The organism is Novosphingobium aeonii (assembly GCF_052279045.1).
In the GTDB taxonomy this organism is placed as follows: Bacteria; Pseudomonadota; Alphaproteobacteria; order Sphingomonadales; family Sphingomonadaceae; genus Novosphingobium.
In genome coordinates this window covers 1,092,879-1,112,421 of record NZ_CP176833.1, presented here as the reverse complement: position 1 = coordinate 1,112,421, position 19,543 = coordinate 1,092,879, and the positions used below count along the sequence as shown (strand labels likewise).

Here is a 19,543-nt window from a genome sequence, read left to right as displayed (position 1 = left end):
AGGGCGGGCTCAGCCGCCCCAGACGGTCTGCGCGTGGCGCAGGAAGTTCAGACCCATGATCTTCTCGATCCGCGTGCTCGAATAACCCTTCGCGGCGAGCAGGCGGGCCAGTTCGCGGAACTGGTCGGGGCCGCGCAGGTCGGTGATGAAGGGGTAGGTGTCCGGCCGTTCGCCCGCGGCGCTGATCCCGGCGGCCCGGCGTTCGGCGATCTCTTTTGCAAGGACGCTCTGGTAGTGCTGGAGGTCGTCGATCTGGGTGACGGTGCCATCCGTGCCGATGCCGACATGATCCTCGCCGCACAGGTTCACGGCATGATCGATGTGGCGCACCACGTCCTGCGCCGTGGCATGGCCCGAAGCGTTGAGGAAGGGCATGAAGTAGATGCCCACGAACCCGCCCTTTTCCGCCACAAGCCGCAGTTCGGCGTCCGTCTTGTTGCGGGGCAGGTCGGTTACGGCGCGGCAGCCGGTGTGGTTGATCGATATCGGCACGCGGGACAGGCGCGCCGCCTCGAGGCAGGTCCGCTCGCCGCTGTGCGAGAGATCGACCATCACTTTCGCCGCGTTGAGCCGCTCCACCACCTCACGGCCGAACGGCGTCAGACCCCGGTTTTCCGGTGCCATCGAACCGTCGCCAAGCTGGTTCGCCGGATTGTAGGTAAGCTGGAACACGCGCACCCCAAGGCCCGCAAAGATATCGACGCGGCTCGCATCGCTGCCCATCATCGCGCCGTTCTGGAAGCCGTAGATCACGCCGACCTTGCCGTCCGCCTTGGCCTTGCGGATGTCGGCGGCGGTCAGGATCTTTGCCAGCCTGCCGCTGTTGGCGCGGATCGCGGCATCGGTTTGCGCGATTTCGCGCACGCTGAACTCGAAAGGCTCGGCAGGCCCGGAGACATATCCCAGCGTGACGTTCACCGCCGTCAGCCCCGAGGCCGCCGCTTCGGCCAGCACGCGCGGCGTGAACTGCTCCACATCGGCGCCGCTTTCGCAGTTGGGATCGGCGAGGCCGCCCAGCGCATTGATTACGATCCAGTCGTCGATCCGGCCCTTTGCGGATGCCGCCGCGGCCATGGCCGTGCCCGGTGCGAAAGTTGCGGCGGCCATGGTCATCGCGCCGCGGGCGATCAGTGCACGCCGGTCAATCATCGTCCGTTCCCATTTCCTCGGTCGTCACGGGCTTGTAATCGGCGCGGGCATAGGCCTTGCCGCGTTTCACCGTGCTTTCGATGCTGCGAATGTTGGCGATATCCTTCAGCGGATCGGCGCCGAGCACCACGAAGTTGGCAAGCTTGCCCGGCTCGATCGATCCGGTGTCCTTCTCCTGCCCGGCGGCCCTGGCCCCTATGAGCGTTGCTGCATGGATCACGGCCAGCGGCGGCATCCCGACATCGCGGGCCATGAAGTCCAGCTCGTCGTAAAGCGCGGGCCATGGGCTGGCGGTATCGGCCTCGAAATCGGTTCCGGTCGATATCGGCACGCCCGCTTTCCATGCCTGCCGCACGAGGCGCGCGGTGGCTGCGCCGGTGCAGCGCAGCGCGCGGGTTTCCGGGTGTTCCCTGCGCAGCCGGTCATAGCGCGCGAACAGGCTCCCGGTCGCGTCGAGCAGGGTGCCGCGCGCCAGCATGTCGCGGTAGAGCCCGGCGATCACGGGATCGTCGCCCTTCTTCGCCAGCAGGTTCTCGTGAACGGGCGTATGGTCCTCGTAGGAGGCGAGCATGACCGGTTCGAGTTGATAGGCGAGGTAGCACGCGTGGCTGACCACGTCGGGCCCGGCGGCGATGACGTCGGCCGGGCGTGTCGGGAAGACGGCGCTGTGCGCCCAGACCTTCATGCCCTGCCTGTGTGCCTCGGCGGTGAGCGCGGCGATGCGATCGGCGGGAAGGTCGGCGTAGATCTTGATCGCGGTGGCGCCGGTGCCGCGCGCCAGGGTGATCGCGGTGGGGATCGGGGTCCTGGCGTCGATCGATTGTGCCCAGGGCGCGGTGCCGGGCGTGTATCCCATGCTGACCGCGCCGACACGGGGATCGCCGAAGAACGGCGGCCCGGCCATGACGGCGGCGGAATAGATGTCCGGCGCCGGAATTTCGCCGACGAGGGCCGCGCGCGCGAGTTCGCTGACCGAGCGCAGGTCGTCCGCCATGTCCCGTACCGAGGTCACGCCGCCATAGAGCAGGCGGCGGAGCTGGCCTTGCGCGCGCTTCGGGTTCGGCGGGGTCGCCATGTGCACGTGCGTGTCGATCAGGCCGGGAATGACCCAGCGCCCGGAAAGATCGACCTTGCGCGCCCCTGCGACCTCTTCCGCCGGGAGTGAACCGTGCGGACCGATCGCGAGGATGCGGTCTCCCTGGACGAGGATGTCCTGATTGGCGCGGGCGCCTGCGCCCGTGCCGTCGATCACCGTGGCGCCGCCGTAAAGCACGGGGACGACCGGTTCGGCAGCCATTGCAGGCTGGACGGTGCGCGGGGCGGCAAGGGAAAGCGCAAGCAGCGCGCCGACCGCAGCGGCCGTTCGGGTAAAGGCGATCATCCGGCCATCGGTAATGGGCGGATTACAGGGTTGCAAGCCGATGAACGGGAGTTCACCGGTCCGGTCGGGGCGCGCGCGTCAGGCGGCGCGGCGGCGACCATGGAGCAGGAAGAGCGCGGCACCCAGGACGTTCCAGCCGAGGCAGGCCAGCAGCGTCTTGTTCGGCAGGCTCGCGAAGAGATAGAGGCAGCCGCCGATCGTCAGCACGCCGACGAGAATGCCCGCGGGCACGCGGAACGGGCGGTGCGCGCCGGGTTCGCGCTTTCGCAGCACGATCAGGCAGGTGCCCACTGCTGCAAAGGCGATGAGGGTTCCGGCATTGGCGAGCGCGGCGATTTCCGAGATCGGCAGGATGCCGGCCAGGATGGCCACGATCACCGCCGTCATCGTCGTGACCCGCACCGGGGTTCCGCGCGACGAGAGCTTTGCGAGCGAGGCGGGCAGGAAGCCGTCGCGGGCCATGGCGAGGAAGATGCGGCTCTGGCCGTAGAGGAAGCCGAGCAGCACGGTGGGCAAGGCGATCACGGCCGCGATGGCGACGACGCGGGCGACCGGCTCGCGGCCCATCTGGCGCAGGATCAGGGCGAGCGGCTCGGGGCTGTCGGCGAAGCGGGTAAAGGGCATCGCGCCGATCGCGGCGGCGGCAACCAGCACGTAGACGAGCGTGCAGATCGCCAGCGAGCCGATGATGCCGATCACGAGGTCCCGGCTGGGATTGCGGGTTTCCTCGGCCGCGGTCGAGATCGCATCGAAACCGTAGAAGGCGAAGAAGATGATCGCGGCGGCGGCCATGACGCCGCGTTCGATCCCGTCGGGGCTCATCGACTTGCCGAAGCCGTAAGGCATGAAGGGGGAAAGGTTGGCGGCGTCGAACGCGGGCAGGGCCACGGCGACGAAGAGGCTGAGCGTCAGGATCTTGATGACGACGAGCACCGTGTTGATCCGCGCGCTTTCCCGCGTGCCGAAGGCGAGCAGGCCCGCGACGACGGCGATGATGAACACGGCGGGGACATTGACGAGACCGCCCAGTTCCGGGCCCTCGGTCAGTGCCTTCGGGAAGCCCACCGCGTGGAGCAGCGGCGAGGCATAGCCCGACCAGCCGACCGCGACGGTCGATACCACCAGCGAATATTCGAGGATCAGGCTCCAGCCGACGATCCAGCCTATCGTGCTGCCCAGCACCTTGTGGCTGTAGCTGTAGGCGCTGCCGGCGGTGGGCATCATCGTCGAAAGCTCGGCATAGGCGAGCGCGGCGCAGGCGCAGATGGCACCGGCGATGGCGAAGGAAACCAGCACTGCCGGACCGGCACGGTCGGCGCCGACGCCGATCAGCGTCAGGATGCCGGTGCCGACGATGGAACCGACGCCGAGCGCCAGCAGGTGCGGCCAGGACAGGGTCTTTGGCAGCGCGGCGGGCGCGGGCTGGATTGCTTCGGTCATCGTCTTGTCTGTCTTTCCCGGATATGTCCCGCATCCGGCGGGATCGCGCTTTCAGGAGCCACCGACTAGCATTCCTGCCGGGTCACGAAAAGCCGGGCGCGCCTTCCGATCCCCAAGGACATGCGGCGGCGGTCAGGCCGCGGGGCGGAACGCCAGCCTCGTGTCTGCGATCGTCCGGCCGAGCAGGGCGGCTTCTTCCGGGCTGTTCCAGGCGTGGAACGAGGCGCGCAGGCACTTGCCCCGCATGTCGAAATGAAAGCCCTGCGCGCTCAGCGCCGAGGCAATCGCGGCCGGATCATCGAACGCGAGGCACAGCGTGCCGCCGCGATCCGTCATGTCGACCGGGCGGCCCACGGCTTCCGCAAAGGCGGCGATGCAGGCGCGATTGCCGCGCAGGATCTCGTCCTGCCCGATCTCCAGGATCGTCTCGATCCCGGCGCGGGCGAGGGCGAATGGCGCGATGGACGGGCTGCCGCCCTGGAAGCGGCGGGCATCGGCGGCATGGCGAAAATGCCGGATATCGAAGGCGTAGGGGTCTTCGTGGCCGAACCAGCCGAGATCCAGCGGCTCGATCACGCCTGCCAGTTCGCGGCGGAGCCAGAGCCAAGCTGCGCCCGGTCCGCCGCAGAGCCATTTCACGCTCGACCCGATCACCGCGTCGACCCCCCATTCGCGAGGCGTGATCGGCAGGATTCCGGCAGACTGTGCGGCATCGACGACCGAGATCGCGCCATGATGGCGTGCCAGCGCCGCAATTTCGGCGAGCGGCGAAACCACCCCGGTGTTGGAGTGGACATGCATGGCGACGACGGCGGCGACGCTGCCGTCGATGTGGCTCTCCCAGTTCGCCGCGTCGCCCGGTGAGCGTGCGGCGGGGATGAACGCGGTCTCGAAACCCAGTCGTTCCAGTCCCGCAGCGACGAAGCCGACCGTGGGGAAGGCCTGTTCCGACATCAGGATGCGGTTCCGCCCGCCGACCGCCCGGAGGCCCGAAAGGAAGGAGAACAGCGCGGCCGATACGCTCTGCTGCGGGGCGACCTCGGCGGTGTCGGCGCCGATCAGCGCGGCCAGTGCGGCGCGAAAGCCCTCGATCGTCTCCAGCCACGGCCCCCAGGCGGCGCCGCCCGTCTGCTGCCAGGGTTCGAGGTAGCCTGCCTCCAGCGCGGCGCGGGCGCGGCGGGGCAGGCAGCCTACCGAGTGGCTGAGCAGATAGGGGCCGCCGGAGGGAAGGTGGAACAGGTCGCGCATGAGGGTCAGTGGGCTCCGGCTTCGGCGATGCTTTCGCGCACGCGTCCATAATCGTGGCTCCATTCGTCCGTCATCTCGACCCGGACGTCCCACAGCGCGGGGAAGAAGCGGTGCTTCGCGCCCGCCTGGAGCAGGTCGACCGAGCGGCCCTTCAGCGAAGCGGAGCCCATGCCGATGGAGCGGTGGATGAGGAACAGGTGATGCCAGCGGAACTTGCCGAACAGTTCGTCCAGCTCGATCAGCGCCTCGGCAACGACATAGGCTTCGTCATGCGCGTAGCCATGGTCGTAGATGTCGCGCACGGTGCGGCCGGCGGCGGTGAGATAGGTCGCCTCGAAGCTTTGCCAAAGATCGGGAATGATGCGCAGGAGCACGCGGAAACCGGGCGATTCCTGGCCGCTTCCATTGCCAAGCTGAAGCCGGATCTGCTGGTACTCCTTGGGCGACATGGTTTCCAGGACGTCGAGCTGGTCGATCATCATCCGCAGGAGCCGATGACAGCGGGCTAGCAGGGTGGTGACGCGCAGAGCGTGCCCGGCGCGAAGATACTCGTCCACCTCAACGATGGTATAGGCCATGAGTTTCATCCAGAGCTCCTCGACCTGATGGACGATCTGGAACTGGAGTTCGTCCCGGTTGCACAGCTCGTCGAAGGGCTTCTGGCAGGACAGCAGGCGTTCGGTGTCGAGATAGAGCTCGTAGTCCAGCGTCGCGGGCGCTTCGAGCAGTTCGTAGACCTTGCGGCGTTCCATATTGCCTCCCAATCCTTTGTGTGAGAGGACGTTTAGCACCGCGGTTCCGGGACATTGGCCCAAATATCGTGGAATTTCCGGCGATAACCGGAGCGTATGGCAACATATTGCAGGTTTTGGAGAACGAACGTTCCGATGCGAAAGCCGCTGGTCCTCGATGCCCTCGACACCCGCCTGCTCGAAGCGCTTGAGCGTGATGCCCGGCTCAGTTTCGCCAGCCTGGGCGAAACGGCGGGACTGTCGAAGACGCCAAGCTGGAAACGCGTGCAGGCGATGGAGAAGGCGGGCGTCATTACCGGGTACCGGGCCACGATCGATCCGGTCGCGATCGGGCTTTCCACCAGCGCCTTCGTCCATGTTTCCATCGAGTTCGACCATCACGAGGCATTCGAACGCGCCGTGCTCGATCAGCCGGCGATCCTGGCATGCCACGCGACGGTGGGCGATTTCGACTATCTGCTGCACGTCATGACCGGCGGGGTGCCGGAACTGGACGAGTTCCTGCGCCACCGGCTGCGAAGACTCCCCGGCGTGCGGCACTTCAACACGACATTGGCCATGCGGGACATCAAGCCCGGCGCCTATCTCACCGATGCGGCGTCCTGACTGCGGGAGACTTCTTCCCGAACTGGCAGGTGTTGCGAATAATTCGCATTAGCGTATAAGGCGCGGCATGGCTCGCGTCGCAGATCAGGTCTCGGTTTCCAGGAAGTGCATGGCCGCCGCGATGGCGGCCGGGTTCCACGTTCTGCTGGGGGCGGTGCTGTTCATGCAGTGGCGCCTTGGCCCGGCCCCGGTTCGGCCGCCTTCGCCGCCTGTCACGGTCGTGCGGCTCAAGGCCCTGCCGGCCGCGCCGGTGCGCATTCTTCATCCCTCGCGGCCCAAGGAAAGCCGGGAGACCCCGGTTCCGGCCCGCACATTGCCGGTCGCCCCGGCCATGGCGGCGCCCTTGCCCCGGCTCGTGCTGGCGCCGCCGGTGGAATTCGCGCCCGCCGCGCTGACGTTCGAGCCGGTGCGGATGGCTGTCGATGCGGTGGACGTGCCGCCTCCCCCGCAGCCGCGCAAGGGCGACACCACTTTCGAGGGCCTGCTGCTCGCCCGGATCGAGGAGATGCGCCGCTATCCTGCCGATGCGCTCAGCCGCCGCCAGCAGGGCGTGGTGCAGCTCCGCTTCCGGATGAACCGGAAAGGCGAAGTGCTTTCCGCGCAAGTGGTGGGCCGCTCGGGCTTTGCCGCGCTCGATGCCGAAGCGCTTCGCATGGTGCGGCGCGCGGAGCCCCTGCCGGAAATCCCGCGCGACCGGCCCGACGAACTCGACGTGTCCGTGCCGATCGAGTTCAGCCTGAACCGCAGGGAGCGCTTCGCTCAGGCCAATTGAAGCTTTTCCGCATCGCGAAGGCGGAGCCGCGCCTGCTGACGCGCCGCGCTGCCCTTGCCATCGGCGATCAGAGACTGGAGATCGAGCAGGGCGCGGCCGGTCGCCATGCCGCCGTTGCAGGCGATGAAGCGCGGCTCCCACACCGGGCAGAACTTTTCCTTGTAGTTACGCAGGCCCTCGAACCCGTAGAAGGCTTCCCCGTGGCGGAACAGCATCCCCGCAGCGCGCGCCCATGTCGGCGCGAGCCGCCGTGCCTCGATACCGGAGAGCGGGGCAAGGCCGAGATTGAACCACTGATAGCCTTCCTGCCGCCCCCAGAGCATGAGCCGGGTGAACAAAAAGTCCATGCAGCCGTAGGGCACTTCGGCGCAGTGCCGCATGAGATCCACCGAAAGCTCCTCGCGGCCCGCCGTCTTCCAGAGATTGGCGAAAGCGACGATCCGCCCCTCGCAGCGGACCACGGCGATGTCGCAGCGGGCGATGTAGTCCGCCTCGAAACGGCCGACGCTGAAGGCTTTCTCGCGCTGGCCCTTGGCGTGCAGCCAGGCGTCGGAAACGGCGCGCAGTTCGCCCATGATCGCGCCGGTGCGGGCGGCCGGGACGATGGCGAATTCCGCGCCTTCGCGCTCGGCGCGGCGCATGGCGTGGCGCAGCGGGCGGGCGGCGGGACCGTCCAGCCCGAATTCGGCCAGCGGCACACGGGCCTCCTCGCCGTACTTCATCAGTTGCAGGCCCATGTCGATGGCGATCGGCAGCACAGCGGGAGTCACCTGATAGAGCAGGACGCGGCCCTGGTTGGCATCGGCGCGCTCACGCAGGCGCCAGAGCAGTTCGGGCCAGTCGGACGGATCGCCCACCGGGTCTCCCATGACGATCCAGGAATGGCCCTGCACCTGATACATCAGCATGCTGCGGCTGTCGGGTCCGGCAAGGAACAGCTTGTCCCCGGTCAGCGCCAGCATCGCCTCGCTGCGCACCGCATGGGTCAGCGCCTGCGCCACGTCGACCGGGGCGTCTCCGGGCTGGACTGCGTGGCGGGACGGGCGCAGGAACGCCAGCAGCACGAAAGCGCCGGTCAGCACCGCCACCGCGAAACTCGTGCGCATGTAGCGCGAGGCATCGCCCGACCATGCGAACTTCCACCAGAGGCTGCTGCGATAGGCGGGGAAGGTCTGGGTGAAGTAGCCGATCACGATCATCAGCGCGATCGTGGCGACCATAGCCATGATCCAGTTCACGCTCATCACGTCGGTGGTGAGCGCGGTCCGCCGCCAGAAACCCTTGCGCGCCAGTTGCAGAACACCCGCTACCGCCAGCAGGGTGAGCGCCTCTTCATAGTCGAGGCCTTTCGCCAGCGAAAAGCAGGCCCCGGCCAGCAGCAGGGCGCGGGTCAGCAGGAAAGCCGCGTCGAGCCGCCGGTAGAGCGCGGGGGCGAGCAGCAGCAGCGTGGTTCCCACGAGACTGGCGGCGATCTGGGAGGCTTCGACGAAAGGCAGCGGCACCACGCCCCGGATCGCCGCCATGCGTTCGGGCAGCGCTGGGGTCGTGCCGGACAGCAGCAGGATCGCTCCGCCGAAGAACACCAGCAGCGCGATCACGCGCGGCGCGAGGCCGACGATCATGGTCTCCGCCGCGCGCGCGGCAAGGGCTGCCGGACGGCGCCAGCGCGCATGTTCGTGCCGGACCAGCAGCACGAGGGCGAGCGCCAGCGGCAGCAGGTAATAGACGATGCGGTAGACCAGCAGCGCGGCGAGCAGTTCTCCGGGCGGGATTTGCGGGCAGAGCGCGACGACGGTTGCCTCGAACACGCCGAGGCCGCCGGGAACGTGGCTCACCAGCGCGACGACGATGGCCAGGACATAGGCCAGCAGCAGCGGCGGATAGAGCGCGATGGCGAGGTGCGGAAGCAGGACGTAGAGCGTGCCGCAGGCGGCGGCGATGTCGGCCAGGGCGACCAGCGTCATGCGGGCAATGGCGGCAGGGCGGGGCAGGTGCCAGCGCCGCGCCATCAGCGTGGCGCCTACCAGCAGCGCCAGCAGGCCCGCGCCTGCCGCGTGCTGCGCGCCCATCGAGACGACGTGCCCGGCGACGGCAAGCGGACGGCGGTGGACCAGCAGCGCCAGCGAGGCCGAGGCGAAGACACCGGTCCAGAAGGTCACCCCGGCGATGGCGGTCACGCGGGCGACTTCGCCGGTGCCGAGGCCTTTCGCACCGTAGATGCGCAGGCGCGCGGCTGCGCCGGTAAGGATGCCGAAGCCGAGATTGTGGCTCAGCGTGTAGCTGGTGAAGGAGGCGAGCGCGGCCGTGCGGTAGGGCAGGGGGCGGCCGATCGTGCGCAGGGCCATGACATCGTAGGCCGTGAGCAGCAGGTAGCTGCCGGCCGTGAGCGCGAACGCCGCCGCGAGCCGCCAGCCGGGGATCGCCCGCGCGGTCCGCAGCACGGCGTGAATGTCCAGCGATGTGGCCAGCCGGTGCAGGCAGAGCGCAGCAAGGCCGAGCACCAGCGCGGCGACGGCGAGCTGGGCGGGAACCGCCAGCCGCGCTGCCAGCGACTTGAGGTGCGCGTTCACGGCCGGCGCGTCCATGTCTGCGACTTGCAGAGCAGGCCGTGCAGGATGCAGCCGCTGATCTTCAGGTGCGCGGGATCGCTCTGGTGAATGCGGGAGAAGAAGCTTTCGCCCATGTCGGGCACATAGACCTCGCCCTGCCAGGCGCCGCTGCCTTCGGGATGATAGTCGCGCAGGAGCTGGGTGCCGACCAGATGGGGCACGCCCGCATCGGCGGCATCCGCCAGCGCCTGCCCGCCGACCCAGGTGACGGTGCCGCAAAGCATGGCCCCGCAGGGCGCCACCGAAACCTCCACGTCGCCGTGCGGATTGAGCCAGCGTCCATAAGGGCTGGGCGCGTTCGACGGCTGGGCCGGGGCGGTCGCGGCCAGGGCGATGCCCAGTACCGGGAGGAGGAAGCGCAGGGGAAAGGGAACTCGGATCATCGGGCAGTCTCCGGACCGGAAGGCACGAGGCGGGCGATCGCCTGATGAATCGCCCCGAACAGCCGGTCGGCATCCTTGTTGAGATAATGGTCGCCGGGCAGGACGATCTGCGTCAGCCGCGGCAGGTGAAGCAGGGGGCAGAGGCTGTCGGCCTCATCCTGGCCATGGATGCACACCACCGGCAGCCAGTCGAGCTTGCGGGCGCTGGCGATGGCGGGGGCATCGGGCGGGGTACGGTCTAGCCATTCCAGCGGCGAGACGCGCAGGAACACGGTTTGCGTGGGCACCGTCAGCACGACCAGCGCGACATGGCGGCGCATGTCGGGCGAGAGGTGTTCGAGGCCGACATGGACCATGTCCGACCCGAACGACTGGCCCAGCACGACCACGCGGCCGACATGGCCCAGCGCCATGGCCCGCCGGATCGCGTCCGACAGCAGGGCCGTGACCTGCTCCGGCGTGCGGCGCACCTTGAAGTAGTTGAGCGAATTGACGGCGACGGTAGCGACGCCATGGCTTGCGAGGCGTTCGGCGATTTCACCGCCGAGCCCGGTACGCGGGCCCATGTCGCCCGACAGGACGACGGCGGCATAGCCCTGCGCGCGCGCGCCTGCCCCTGTCTTACCGGGCAGGTCGGTGAAGGGGCTCGCGTTCCAGGCGCCGAGCCATCCGAACACGGCGCCGAGAAGCACCGCGAAAACGACGATTCCCGTGATGAGCGGCCCGATCCAGCGCCGGCGCCTGCGTGTTGCTACCCTGGTCATGGTGCCGGTCTGCGCCTGCGGACCTTGCCGCAGGGTGGAGCAAACATGGACTTTCCTTAATGTGACTTCGCGCAGCGCTGCTGCGATAGTGCCGGGCAAGGGTGCAGACTGCGGCCAGTCGCGAACTGGCATCGAGGACCGTTCCAAGGCATGCCCATTTCGCCCCCTTCTCCCCGGCCGAACGCCTGCTCGCAGGACCATTGCGCATGACCGAGACGAGCGGGAACAGGAGCCGGATCATAAACCTGCTGCCGATGCTGGGCGCGCTGCTCGCGGTGACGGGCGCGCTTACCTGGGGGGATATCTGGGCGCAGCGGCATTTCGGCCTGCTCGGGCACACCATGCCGCACGGTCCGGTGGCGCAGCCGGGCGAGGCCTGGCGGCGGGTGCTGGATTTCACCGCGGACCCGGTTCCCGGCCCTCAGCCGGGCCTCGTCGTCACCAGCGTTCGCGCACGCGGCAACGCCGAGCGCGCAGGGCTCACCGTGGGCGACTGGATCGAGAGCGCGGACGGCCAGCATACCGAATCCCTTCAGGCGCTGGCGGAAGAGTTGTCTGCGCAGGGTCCACGCCCTATGCATCTCAAAGTGGTGCGTCAGGGCGCGGTTCGGATGATCGACCTCGCCGGCGAGCAGGGCCGCAAGGCTCCGTGACGGTCAGGACGTGATCCACGAGGCGTGAAGGGGCCGGACGAGAACATGGGTCACAAGCTGCTGGTCGTCGAGGATGACGATGCCACGGCCACGTACATCGCCAAGGGCATGGCGGAGGAAGGCTTCGTGGTGGACCGGGCGGGCAACGGGCGCGATGCGCTGTTCCTTGCGAGCGACGGCACTTACGATGCCATCGTGCTGGACCGGATGATCCCACAGATGGACGGCATGTCCGTGCTTGGCGCGTTGCGCGCGGGCGGCATAGAAACGCCGGTGATCGTGCTTTCGGCGCTGGGATCGACCGAGGACAGGGTGGCCGGGCTGACATCGGGGGCCGACGATTATCTCACCAAGCCCTTCGCCTTCGCCGAGCTGCTCGCCCGGGTGCGCCTGCTGGTAAAGCGGGGCGCCGGGCAGGCGGCGGTGGAGACGCGGCTGACCTGCGGCGACCTCGAGATGGACCTGCTGGCGCGCAAGGTGAAGCGCGGCAGCCGCGCGGTGGACCTGCAGCCACGCGAATTCCGCCTGCTCGAATACTTCCTGCGCCATGTCGACGAAGTGGTCACGCGCACCATGCTGCTGGAGGCGGTGTGGGATTATCATTTCGATCCCGGCACCAATGTCATCGACGTCCATGTCAGCCGCCTGCGCCGCAAGCTGGACGAGGCGGGGGCCGCGCCGCTGCTGCACACCGTGCGCGGGGCGGGCTACCGGCTGGGCACCGCCGCTTGAGGGCGCGGCTGGGCAAGCGCCTGCGGCCGTTCCTGCGCTCCACCACCTTCCGGCTGTTCGTTCCGGTGGTCCTCTTCCAGCTCGTTGCCACCGGGGGCGTGCTGTCGTTCGTGTGGATCGCGGGGCAGCAGAGCGTGCGCGACGAGCAGCAGGCGCTGGTCGAGGAACTGCGCGACGACCTGCTGGACACTTACCAGGACGGCGGCGTCACGGCGCTGGCAGCCAATATCGAACGGAGGCTGGGCAGCGAAGGACGCCGCGCGCCGGTGCTTCTCCTTGCCGATGCGCAGGGCCGCAGCCTTGCCGGAAACCTCTCGGCGCTCCCGCCGCCCGACCCCGCTGCGGGCGGCCTGTTCGAGACGGTGCTCTACCGCAGCGACAGCACCCAGCCCCAGCACATGGCCTTGTCCGAGACGCGGCTGCCGGATGGGGCCACCCTGCTGGCCGGGATCGAGATCGGGCGCGACCTCAAGCTCCAGCACAGTTTCGAGCAGGCGCTGGTGGCGGCGCTGTTCCTTGCCCTGCCGCTGGCGATGCTGGTGGCGGTGCTGACCTCGCGGCTGGTGGGCCAGCGCGTGCACGACATGGCGCAGACCGCGCACCGGGTGGGCAGCGGCGCTTTCGACGCGCGCGTGCCGCTCGACGGTTCGGGCGATGCTTTCGACGAACTGGCGGGAGAGATCAACGCGATGCTGGCGCGGATCGAGACGCTGGTGGGCGAACTGCGCGTGGTGGCGGAAGGGCTGGCACACGACTTGCGCTCGCCGGTCACCCGGCTGCGCTCGGCGCTGGAACAGGCCGCGCTGGAGGCAAGCGATCCCGCGGCAGAAGCGGCGATGAACCGCGCGCTGGCCGAGGCCGATACGCTGACGCGCATCCTTGCCACCGCGCTCCAGATCGGCCGCGCGGAGGCCGGGATCGGCCGCGAACGGTTCGAGGAAGCGGCACTTGACGGCTTCCTCGAAGACCTCGCCGCCCTTTACGAACCTTATGCCGAGGAGGAGGGTTTCACGCTCGCCGCCGAGGCGCCGGAGGGCCTTTCGGTGCTGCTCCACCGCGAACTGATGGGGCAGGCGCTGGGCAATCTCATCGACAATGCGGTGAAGTACGCCGGCGGCGGCAGCGCGATCACGCTGTTCGCGGGCAAGTCCGAGGGGCAAGTGGTGCTCGGCGTTCGCGACGATGGGCCGGGCATTCCCGAAGCTCAGCGCGAGGCGGCGCTCCAGCGCTTCGGCCGCCTCGATCCCACGCGTTCCGTGGCGGGATCGGGCCTCGGCCTCGCGCTGGTGGAAGCGGTGGCGAAACTGCACGACGGCCGGGTCGAACTGGCCGATGCGCCGGGGGGCGGGCTTGAAGTGCGGCTGTTGCTGGGGGCCAGGGAGTGACGGCGGACAGCCGGTAACCCACCGATCCTTCCGCCGGCTGACGGGCCTGTTTCCCAACGCGGCATCAGGCAGGGATTATGGCACCGCTTCCAGTTCCGGCTGCGCTGCCACCGCAGGCGAAGCGGTGGTTGCCGCAGGGCTGGCGTTGACGCGGCCGGTCCGTTCCAGCTTGCCCCAGCCGATGCCCTTGCCCGCAAAGGCCGCGCCCACCGCGCGGATCACCACGCTGTACATGAGCTGGCGGTAGACGAAGCGCTGGGCCAGCAGCAGCAGCGGGCGGAACCGTTCGCGGCGGGTGTCGAGGCGATAGGCGATCCAGCCGCAGGCGAGGTCCACCAGCGTGAAGGCCAGCCAGTAGGCGCCCATGCGCAGCACGTCGGTCTGGGTCTGGGCCCAGCCGTGCTGGGAAACGCGCAGGGCGGTGCCGGCGATCGAGATCAGCAGGGCGAGGTCGATCGCCGGCGAGATCACCGCGAAGACGATCTGGAACAGCCAGGCCTGCGGCATGCCGATGAAGGCGAGGCCGGAGGGACGGCCCTTCCTGAGCGTGCCGCGATGCTTCCACAGGCACTGGAGCGTCCCGAAAGACCAGCGGAAACGCTGTCTTGACAGGGCCTTGAAGCTTTCCGGCGCTTCGGTCCATGCCACGGCGTCCTCGTCGTAGGCGATCTTCCAGCCCTTGCGCTGGATGGCGATGGTGAGGTCCTGGTCCTCGGCCAGGGTGTCTTCGGGATAGCCGCCGACATCGTCCAGCGCCTCGCGCCGCCACGCCCCGACAGCGCCCGGCACGACCATGATCGCATCGAGCCGGGTCAGCGCGCGCCTTTCGAGGTTCTGCGCGGTGACGTATTCCACGCCCTGCCAGCGGGTGACGAGGTTGACGCGGTTGCCGACCTTGGCATTGCCCGCCACCGCGCCGATGGCGGGATCGGCGAACCAGCGCACGAGGCGCGAGATCGTCTCGCGTTCGAACTGGGTATCGGCATCGAGCGCCACGATCACGCTGCCGCGCGCATCCCTGAGCGCGCGGTTGAGCGCGGCCGCCTTGCCGCCGTTGACGAGGGTGAGCAGTTCGACATGGGCATCGCCGGCAAAGGCTTCGGCAACGATGGCGCTGGTGCGGTCCTTCGATCCGTCGTCGGCGACGATGATCTGGAGCTGCCGGTAGTCGCTTTCGAGCACGCGCCGGATCGAGGATTCGATCACGCGCTCCTCGTTGTAGGCGGGGATGATCACGGTGACGAGCGGCGCGCAGGTGTCTTCCGGCGCGTCCATCGGCTGCGGGCGGCGCAGCAGGCTGGCCAGCGAGGCGAGGCCGACGGAACGCAGCACGCCCAGCGAGATCGCGAAGAAGAAGGTCCAGTTCAGCGCCACGAGAATGGCCGCCAGCGCCCCGAACAGGGCCACGTCGGCGCGCACGGCGAAGAGGTCCACGCCGTCCACCTTGGGCATCACCGCGTCGTGCGAGAGACCGGCGAGCGTCGAGACGGGGACGAACGTGTAGCCGTCCTGCTTCAGGCGCTCGATGATGACGGGAAGCGCCGCCACGGTCTGCGAACGGTCGCCGCCGCCGTCGTGCAGCAGGATCACGTTCTCCGAGCGGTCGGGCGAGGCCGATTCCACCTGCTGGATGGTGCTGTCGATGATGTGCTGGACGCCGGGGCGCTTCCAGTCGTCCGGATCGACGTGCAGGCCGACGACGGTATAGCCGTGCTGGCGCGCGATGGCGGCAGGGACGAGTTCGTCTGCCGTGGTGGGCTCGGCATCCCCGAAATAGGGCGCGCGGAACAGGCGGATCGAATGGCCGGTGGTGGCCTCGATCAGGCGCTGCGTGGCGTTGAGTTCGAGGCCGATCCCGGTGGCGGCTTCCTCGGCCATGTTGGGGTGCGTGTAGCTGTGATTGCCGATCTCGTCGCCATCGTCGGCGATGCGCTTGACGAGGTCGCGATTGGTCAGCGCGTTCTCGCCCACCATGAAGAAGGTGCCGGGAACGTGGTACTGTTCCAGGATCGAGAGGATGCGCGGGGTCCAGGTCGGGTCCGGGCCATCGTCGAACGTCAGCGCGAGCTTCCTGGGCAGCGCGCCGGTGCGGTGGACGACATAGGGCGTGGGAAGCCGGACATAGCGCTCCGAGGAGACCATCCCGGTGGTCTTGTCGAAGGTGACGGCACGGCTGCCGTCCTGCGGGGTGGCGGTCACGTCGAGGATCTCGCCCTGGCCTTCCACATCGACATTGGCGGCCTGCACGAGGTGAGCGAGGTTGGGCAGGCTGTGCGTGCGCCACGCCTTCACGGTGTTCCAGAAGCCGGGGTCCTCCGAGCCGAGCCGCCAGAGCGCGATGTCGCCCACGCCAAGGCGCGAGAGGATCTTCATCTGGCTCCACGTCGCGGCGGCGTCGAGCATCCAGACGTCGTGGCGGTGATCCCCGTCGCTTTGGGCATCGTCGTAGGAATAGCCGGCATTGCCGCTCATCGCGTCGAACTGGGGCGCGGTGGTGCTGTCGTGCGCGTCGAGCCAGGCTTCCTCGACGGTCATGCTGTCCGCCTTGCCGTCGTGCCAGTTGTAGGCGTACTCGCCCAGCGCGATGATCGCCTTGCCGCGCGGCAGCCCGGCCAGTGCATGGGCGACTTTCTGCGCGAACCACGGGTTGGAGGCGATCGGGCCGGGGGTGCCGCCTTGCCAGTGTTCGTCATAGGCCATCAGCACCAGCCGGTCGGCAACTTGCGCGAAGGCGCGGGGCGACCATTCGGGATTGTCGATCGGCATGGTGACGGAGACGATGCGGTGCCGGGGCGCCAGCTGCGCGCGCAGCTCGCCAAGGAACAGGCGCAGGTTCGGCAGGCTGGCGGCGGGCATGGTCTCGAAGTCGACCATGACGCCGGCGTAGCCGGTCTTGTCTAGATAGGCGGAAACCTGCGCTTCCAGTGCATGGCGGCGGCTGGGCGAGGCGAGCTGGGCGGCGGCGGCATCGCCCTGCCACTCGCCGTCGAGGGTGTTCTGCAGCACGGGAACCACCAGCGGGCGGTGCAGCGCGGTGGCGAGGATATGCGCGAGGCGGGCGTCGTCCTCGATCTTGAGCGCGCCGGTCCCGTCGACCGAGAGCGTGGCCGGGGCGATCCAGTCCAGCCGGTCGATATGGCGCTCGAGCGAGGTGGCGCTGTCATCGCTCCACGGCGTGTAGAAGCCGACGGTGATCGGCTTGGCGCCCGGGGTGGGCGCCGGCACGGTGGCCTTTCCGAACAGGAATTTGCGGGCGCGGCGGGTCAGGTGCCCGATCTGCGCGCGGAACGGCAGCGGCGAGGCGTGCTCGTAGGCGATCGGCAGCGGCGGCGGGGCGGGAACGCTGGCAACGGTCGTCGCGAAGATCGCGCAGGCCGCGAGAGCCACGAGCAACAGGAAAAGACCCATGCGGCGAACCCGGACGCGCCGATTGCCGGTGGGATCGAAGAAGACGGGTGCTGCCACTGCGTTTCTCGCAAAGATCCGGGCGGCGCGGGGGGCGCCGCCCGGAGTATTTGGTATTTGGGGGTGCGGGCCGGGAACCAGAGGCAATGACGAGGGTGCGAATGTCACAAACGGTTCCCGGACCGCACGGCCTTTCTAACCCGGCGGGCATGGAGCCCGCGTGGAGGCCAGGTTACAAAAGATTCATGTTTCCGAATTGATGCCGGGGCCGGTTCAAACGCATTTTCGGCGGAAAATGGCGGGCTGGAGTCCTGAAGCCGGACAGCCGTCCTATAACGATTGCAATCGCGGTTTCGCGTGGAAGATCAGCTCCATTCGAATGCGATGTTCGCTCTCTTCTTCCCCCCAGCAGAGAATTCGTCATGACACGTTTTCGTGAATTCCTGAACAGACAACATCTTTCGGCCAAGGTTACCCTGATGGCCGTCGCCGCGCTTGTCCTGCTGTCGGCCGCGATCTTCCTCGGCACCCGGTTCCTGCTCGTGAGCAGCGCGCGCGAGCAAGGCACCGAACGACTGGATACCAACATGCGCGTGGCCTGGTCCGTGCTCCGCCAGAACGGGCTGGACAACAGCCTGCGCGAAGGCAGGCTCTACGCCGGCGAGGTCGTGCTGAACGACAATAACGCAGCGGTGGACCGCATGAAGGAACTGGTCGGCGGCACCGCCACGATCTTCATGGGCGACACGCGCGTCGCCACCAATGTCCTGAACGAGCAGGGCGGCCGCGCGCTTGGCAGCCGTCTGGCCGCAGGTCCGGTGCACGACGAGGTGCTGGACGCCGGCAAGCCCTATCGCGGCGAGACCGAAATCCTCGGCAAGCGCTATTTCGCGGCCTACGATCCGATCAAGGACCGGTCCGGCAAAGTGATCGGCATCCTGTTCGTGGGCGTGTCCGCCGACGAATTCTATGCCCATGTGAACAGCCTGGGCTGGAATATCCTGCTGGTTGCCGTCCTGGTGACCGCGCTGGCGGCCGCCGGCTACATGCGCGGCGCCCGCAAGCTCTTCGCACCGCTCGAAACGGCGGAAGCGGCGATGGGACATCTGGCGGAAGGCCAGCTCGACATCGAGATCACCGGAACGGACCGGCCTGACGAGATCGGCGGGATCGCCCGCGCCCTCGTGGTGTTCCGCGATGCGGCGATGGCCAAGGAAGCGGCGGACGCGCAGCAGCGCCAGGTCGTACAGACGCTGGCTTCGAGCCTTGCGGAGCTTTCCTCGGGCGATCTCACCGCGGAAATCGCCCGCGCCTTCCCCGACGGCTACGAGGAGCTGCGCCGCAACTACAATGCCGCGCTTTCGGAACTGCGCGGCCTGATCGGCGCGGCCAGCGCCAGCACGGCGGCGATCCGGGGCGGCTCGTTCGAGATCGCGCAGGCTTCCGAGGATCTCGCCCGCCGGACCGAGGCCAGCGCAGCCAGCCTCGAACAGAGTTCCGCCGCGCTGGCCGAAATCGACAATAGGCTCAAGGCGGGCGCCAATGCCGCGAGCCAGACCGTTGCCCGCGCGGACGAGGCGATCGCCACGGTCGGCGGTGGCCGTGACGTTGCCGCCGAAGCGGTGGGCGCGATGCGCCGCGTGGCCGAAAGCGCCACCAACATCGACAGCGTCATCGAAGGGCTCGACAAGATCGCCTTCCAGACCCGCGTCCTTGCCATGAATGCCGCCGTCGAGGCGGGCCGGGCCGGGGAGGCAGGGCGCGGTTTCGCGGTCGTGGCCGATCTCGTCTCGGCGCTGGCCATGCGTTCCGAGGAAGAGGCCCGCAGCGCGCGCGAGCAACTTACCGTTACCCAGGCGGAGATCGTTACCGCCGTGGGCGCGGTGGAACGGGTGGACGGCGCCTTCGAGAATATCGCGGGCGATGTCGGCCAGGTCCATCAGCTCCTGGGCGGGATGGCGGCCGGCAACCGCGCTTCCGCCACGTCGGTCAGCGAGATTACCGCCGCCATCGGCGCCATGAATATCGCCACGCAGCAGAACGCGGCCATGGTGGAGCAGGCCTCCGCCGCAGCCCGCAGCCTGACCGACGAGGTGGACCGGCTGACCGCCCATGCCTCGCAGTTCAAGGTCGCCTGATCGGGCGAGACGCCGGATATGACGAAGAAGCGCCGGGCAGCGGCTGCGAGGGTCGGGGGAGGGATATCGCCTCCACTGCCCGGCTGAGGCGGAACGGCGCTTCGGGGGAGGATAAGCACCGTTCCG

Annotated in this window: 15 protein-coding genes; 6 read left to right on the top strand and 9 right to left on the bottom strand. The window is 68.4% G+C overall.

What is annotated here, in order from left to right; all coding sequences use genetic code 11:
• Nucleotides 1-9: 9 nt before the first annotated feature.
• The 5 genes from ACLIMP_RS20380 to ACLIMP_RS20360 all read right to left on the bottom strand — a co-directional run bounded on the left by ACLIMP_RS20380 (nt 10) and on the right by ACLIMP_RS20360 (nt 5,970).
• On the bottom strand, nt 10-1,113 hold the full coding sequence (locus ACLIMP_RS20380; RefSeq protein WP_443478909.1) for a dipeptidase: 1,104 nt from the start codon (nt 1,111-1,113) through the stop codon (nt 10-12).
• Nucleotides 1,114-1,141: 28 nt separating this feature from the next.
• Nucleotides 1,142-2,530: an amidohydrolase family protein gene (locus tag ACLIMP_RS20375; RefSeq protein ID WP_443478177.1), complete on the bottom strand. Its 1,389-nt coding sequence runs from the start codon at nt 2,528-2,530 to the stop codon at nt 1,142-1,144.
• Between the two features lie 78 nt (nt 2,531-2,608).
• A complete protein-coding gene (locus tag ACLIMP_RS20370; protein WP_324699647.1) occupies nt 2,609-3,970 on the bottom strand; it encodes an amino acid permease in 1,362 nt (453 codons plus the stop codon).
• Between the two features lie 132 nt (nt 3,971-4,102).
• A complete protein-coding gene (locus tag ACLIMP_RS20365) occupies nt 4,103-5,218 on the bottom strand; it encodes an aminotransferase class V-fold PLP-dependent enzyme (protein ID WP_324699646.1) in 1,116 nt (371 codons plus the stop codon).
• A 5-nt stretch (nt 5,219-5,223) separates the two neighbouring features.
• A complete protein-coding gene (locus tag ACLIMP_RS20360; protein WP_443478176.1) occupies nt 5,224-5,970 on the bottom strand; it encodes a tryptophan 2,3-dioxygenase family protein in 747 nt (248 codons plus the stop codon).
• Between the two features lie 135 nt (nt 5,971-6,105).
• Between ACLIMP_RS20360 and ACLIMP_RS20355 the strand changes: the two genes are divergently transcribed.
• The gene (locus ACLIMP_RS20355) at nt 6,106-6,576 is read left to right on the top strand and encodes an Lrp/AsnC family transcriptional regulator (protein WP_324699645.1); all 471 of its coding nucleotides are present in this window, start codon (nt 6,106-6,108) and stop codon (nt 6,574-6,576) included.
• 67 nt (nt 6,577-6,643) lie between these two features.
• Nucleotides 6,644-7,348 carry an energy transducer TonB gene (locus ACLIMP_RS20350; RefSeq protein WP_185999750.1) on the top strand — a complete coding sequence of 235 codons (705 nt, stop codon included), beginning with the start codon at nt 6,644-6,646 and terminating at the stop codon, nt 7,346-7,348.
• On the opposite strand, the gene mprF is transcribed toward ACLIMP_RS20350, so the two are convergent.
• From mprF to ACLIMP_RS20335, 3 genes are read right to left on the bottom strand one after another with little or no spacing between them, the layout of a single operon-like run.
• Entirely contained in the window at nt 7,336-9,933 is a 2,598-nt protein-coding gene (gene mprF, locus ACLIMP_RS20345; RefSeq protein WP_324699643.1) for a bifunctional lysylphosphatidylglycerol flippase/synthetase MprF, read from the bottom strand. The genes ACLIMP_RS20350 and mprF overlap by 13 nt on opposite strands.
• Entirely contained in the window at nt 9,915-10,340 is a 426-nt protein-coding gene (locus ACLIMP_RS20340; RefSeq protein WP_132469542.1) for a DUF2147 domain-containing protein, read from the bottom strand. Before ACLIMP_RS20340 ends, mprF begins: the two co-directional genes overlap by 19 nt.
• Nucleotides 10,337-11,104: an AcvB/VirJ family lysyl-phosphatidylglycerol hydrolase gene (locus ACLIMP_RS20335; protein ID WP_324699642.1), complete on the bottom strand. Its 768-nt coding sequence runs from the start codon at nt 11,102-11,104 to the stop codon at nt 10,337-10,339. Before ACLIMP_RS20335 ends, ACLIMP_RS20340 begins: the two co-directional genes overlap by 4 nt.
• Nucleotides 11,105-11,310: 206 nt before the next feature.
• On the opposite strand from ACLIMP_RS20335, the gene ACLIMP_RS20330 reads away from it, so the two are divergent.
• From ACLIMP_RS20330 to ACLIMP_RS20320, 3 genes are read left to right on the top strand one after another with little or no spacing between them, the layout of a single operon-like run.
• Nucleotides 11,311-11,757: a PDZ domain-containing protein gene (locus ACLIMP_RS20330; protein WP_132470213.1), complete on the top strand. Its 447-nt coding sequence runs from the start codon at nt 11,311-11,313 to the stop codon at nt 11,755-11,757.
• 45 nt (nt 11,758-11,802) lie between these two features.
• Nucleotides 11,803-12,489 carry a winged helix-turn-helix domain-containing protein gene (locus ACLIMP_RS20325; RefSeq protein ID WP_054434631.1) on the top strand — a complete coding sequence of 229 codons (687 nt, stop codon included), beginning with the start codon at nt 11,803-11,805 and terminating at the stop codon, nt 12,487-12,489.
• Nucleotides 12,486-13,874 (top strand): sensor histidine kinase, encoded by a 1,389-nt coding sequence (locus tag ACLIMP_RS20320; protein WP_324699641.1) that lies wholly within the window; start codon nt 12,486-12,488, stop codon nt 13,872-13,874. The genes ACLIMP_RS20325 and ACLIMP_RS20320 overlap by 4 nt, the downstream gene beginning before the upstream one ends.
• 75 nt (nt 13,875-13,949) lie before the next feature.
• Here the strand turns inward: ACLIMP_RS20320 and ACLIMP_RS20315 are convergent, their stop codons facing one another.
• Nucleotides 13,950-17,339 (bottom strand): trifunctional glycoside hydrolase family 18/polysaccharide deacetylase/glycosyltransferase family 2 protein, encoded by a 3,390-nt coding sequence (locus ACLIMP_RS20315; protein ID WP_132470216.1) that lies wholly within the window; start codon nt 17,337-17,339, stop codon nt 13,950-13,952.
• A 362-nt stretch (nt 17,340-17,701) separates the two neighbouring features.
• On the opposite strand from ACLIMP_RS20315, the gene ACLIMP_RS20310 reads away from it, so the two are divergent.
• The gene (locus tag ACLIMP_RS20310; protein ID WP_324699640.1) at nt 17,702-19,417 is read left to right on the top strand and encodes a methyl-accepting chemotaxis protein; all 1,716 of its coding nucleotides are present in this window, start codon (nt 17,702-17,704) and stop codon (nt 19,415-19,417) included.
• Nucleotides 19,418-19,543 lie beyond the last annotated feature (126 nt).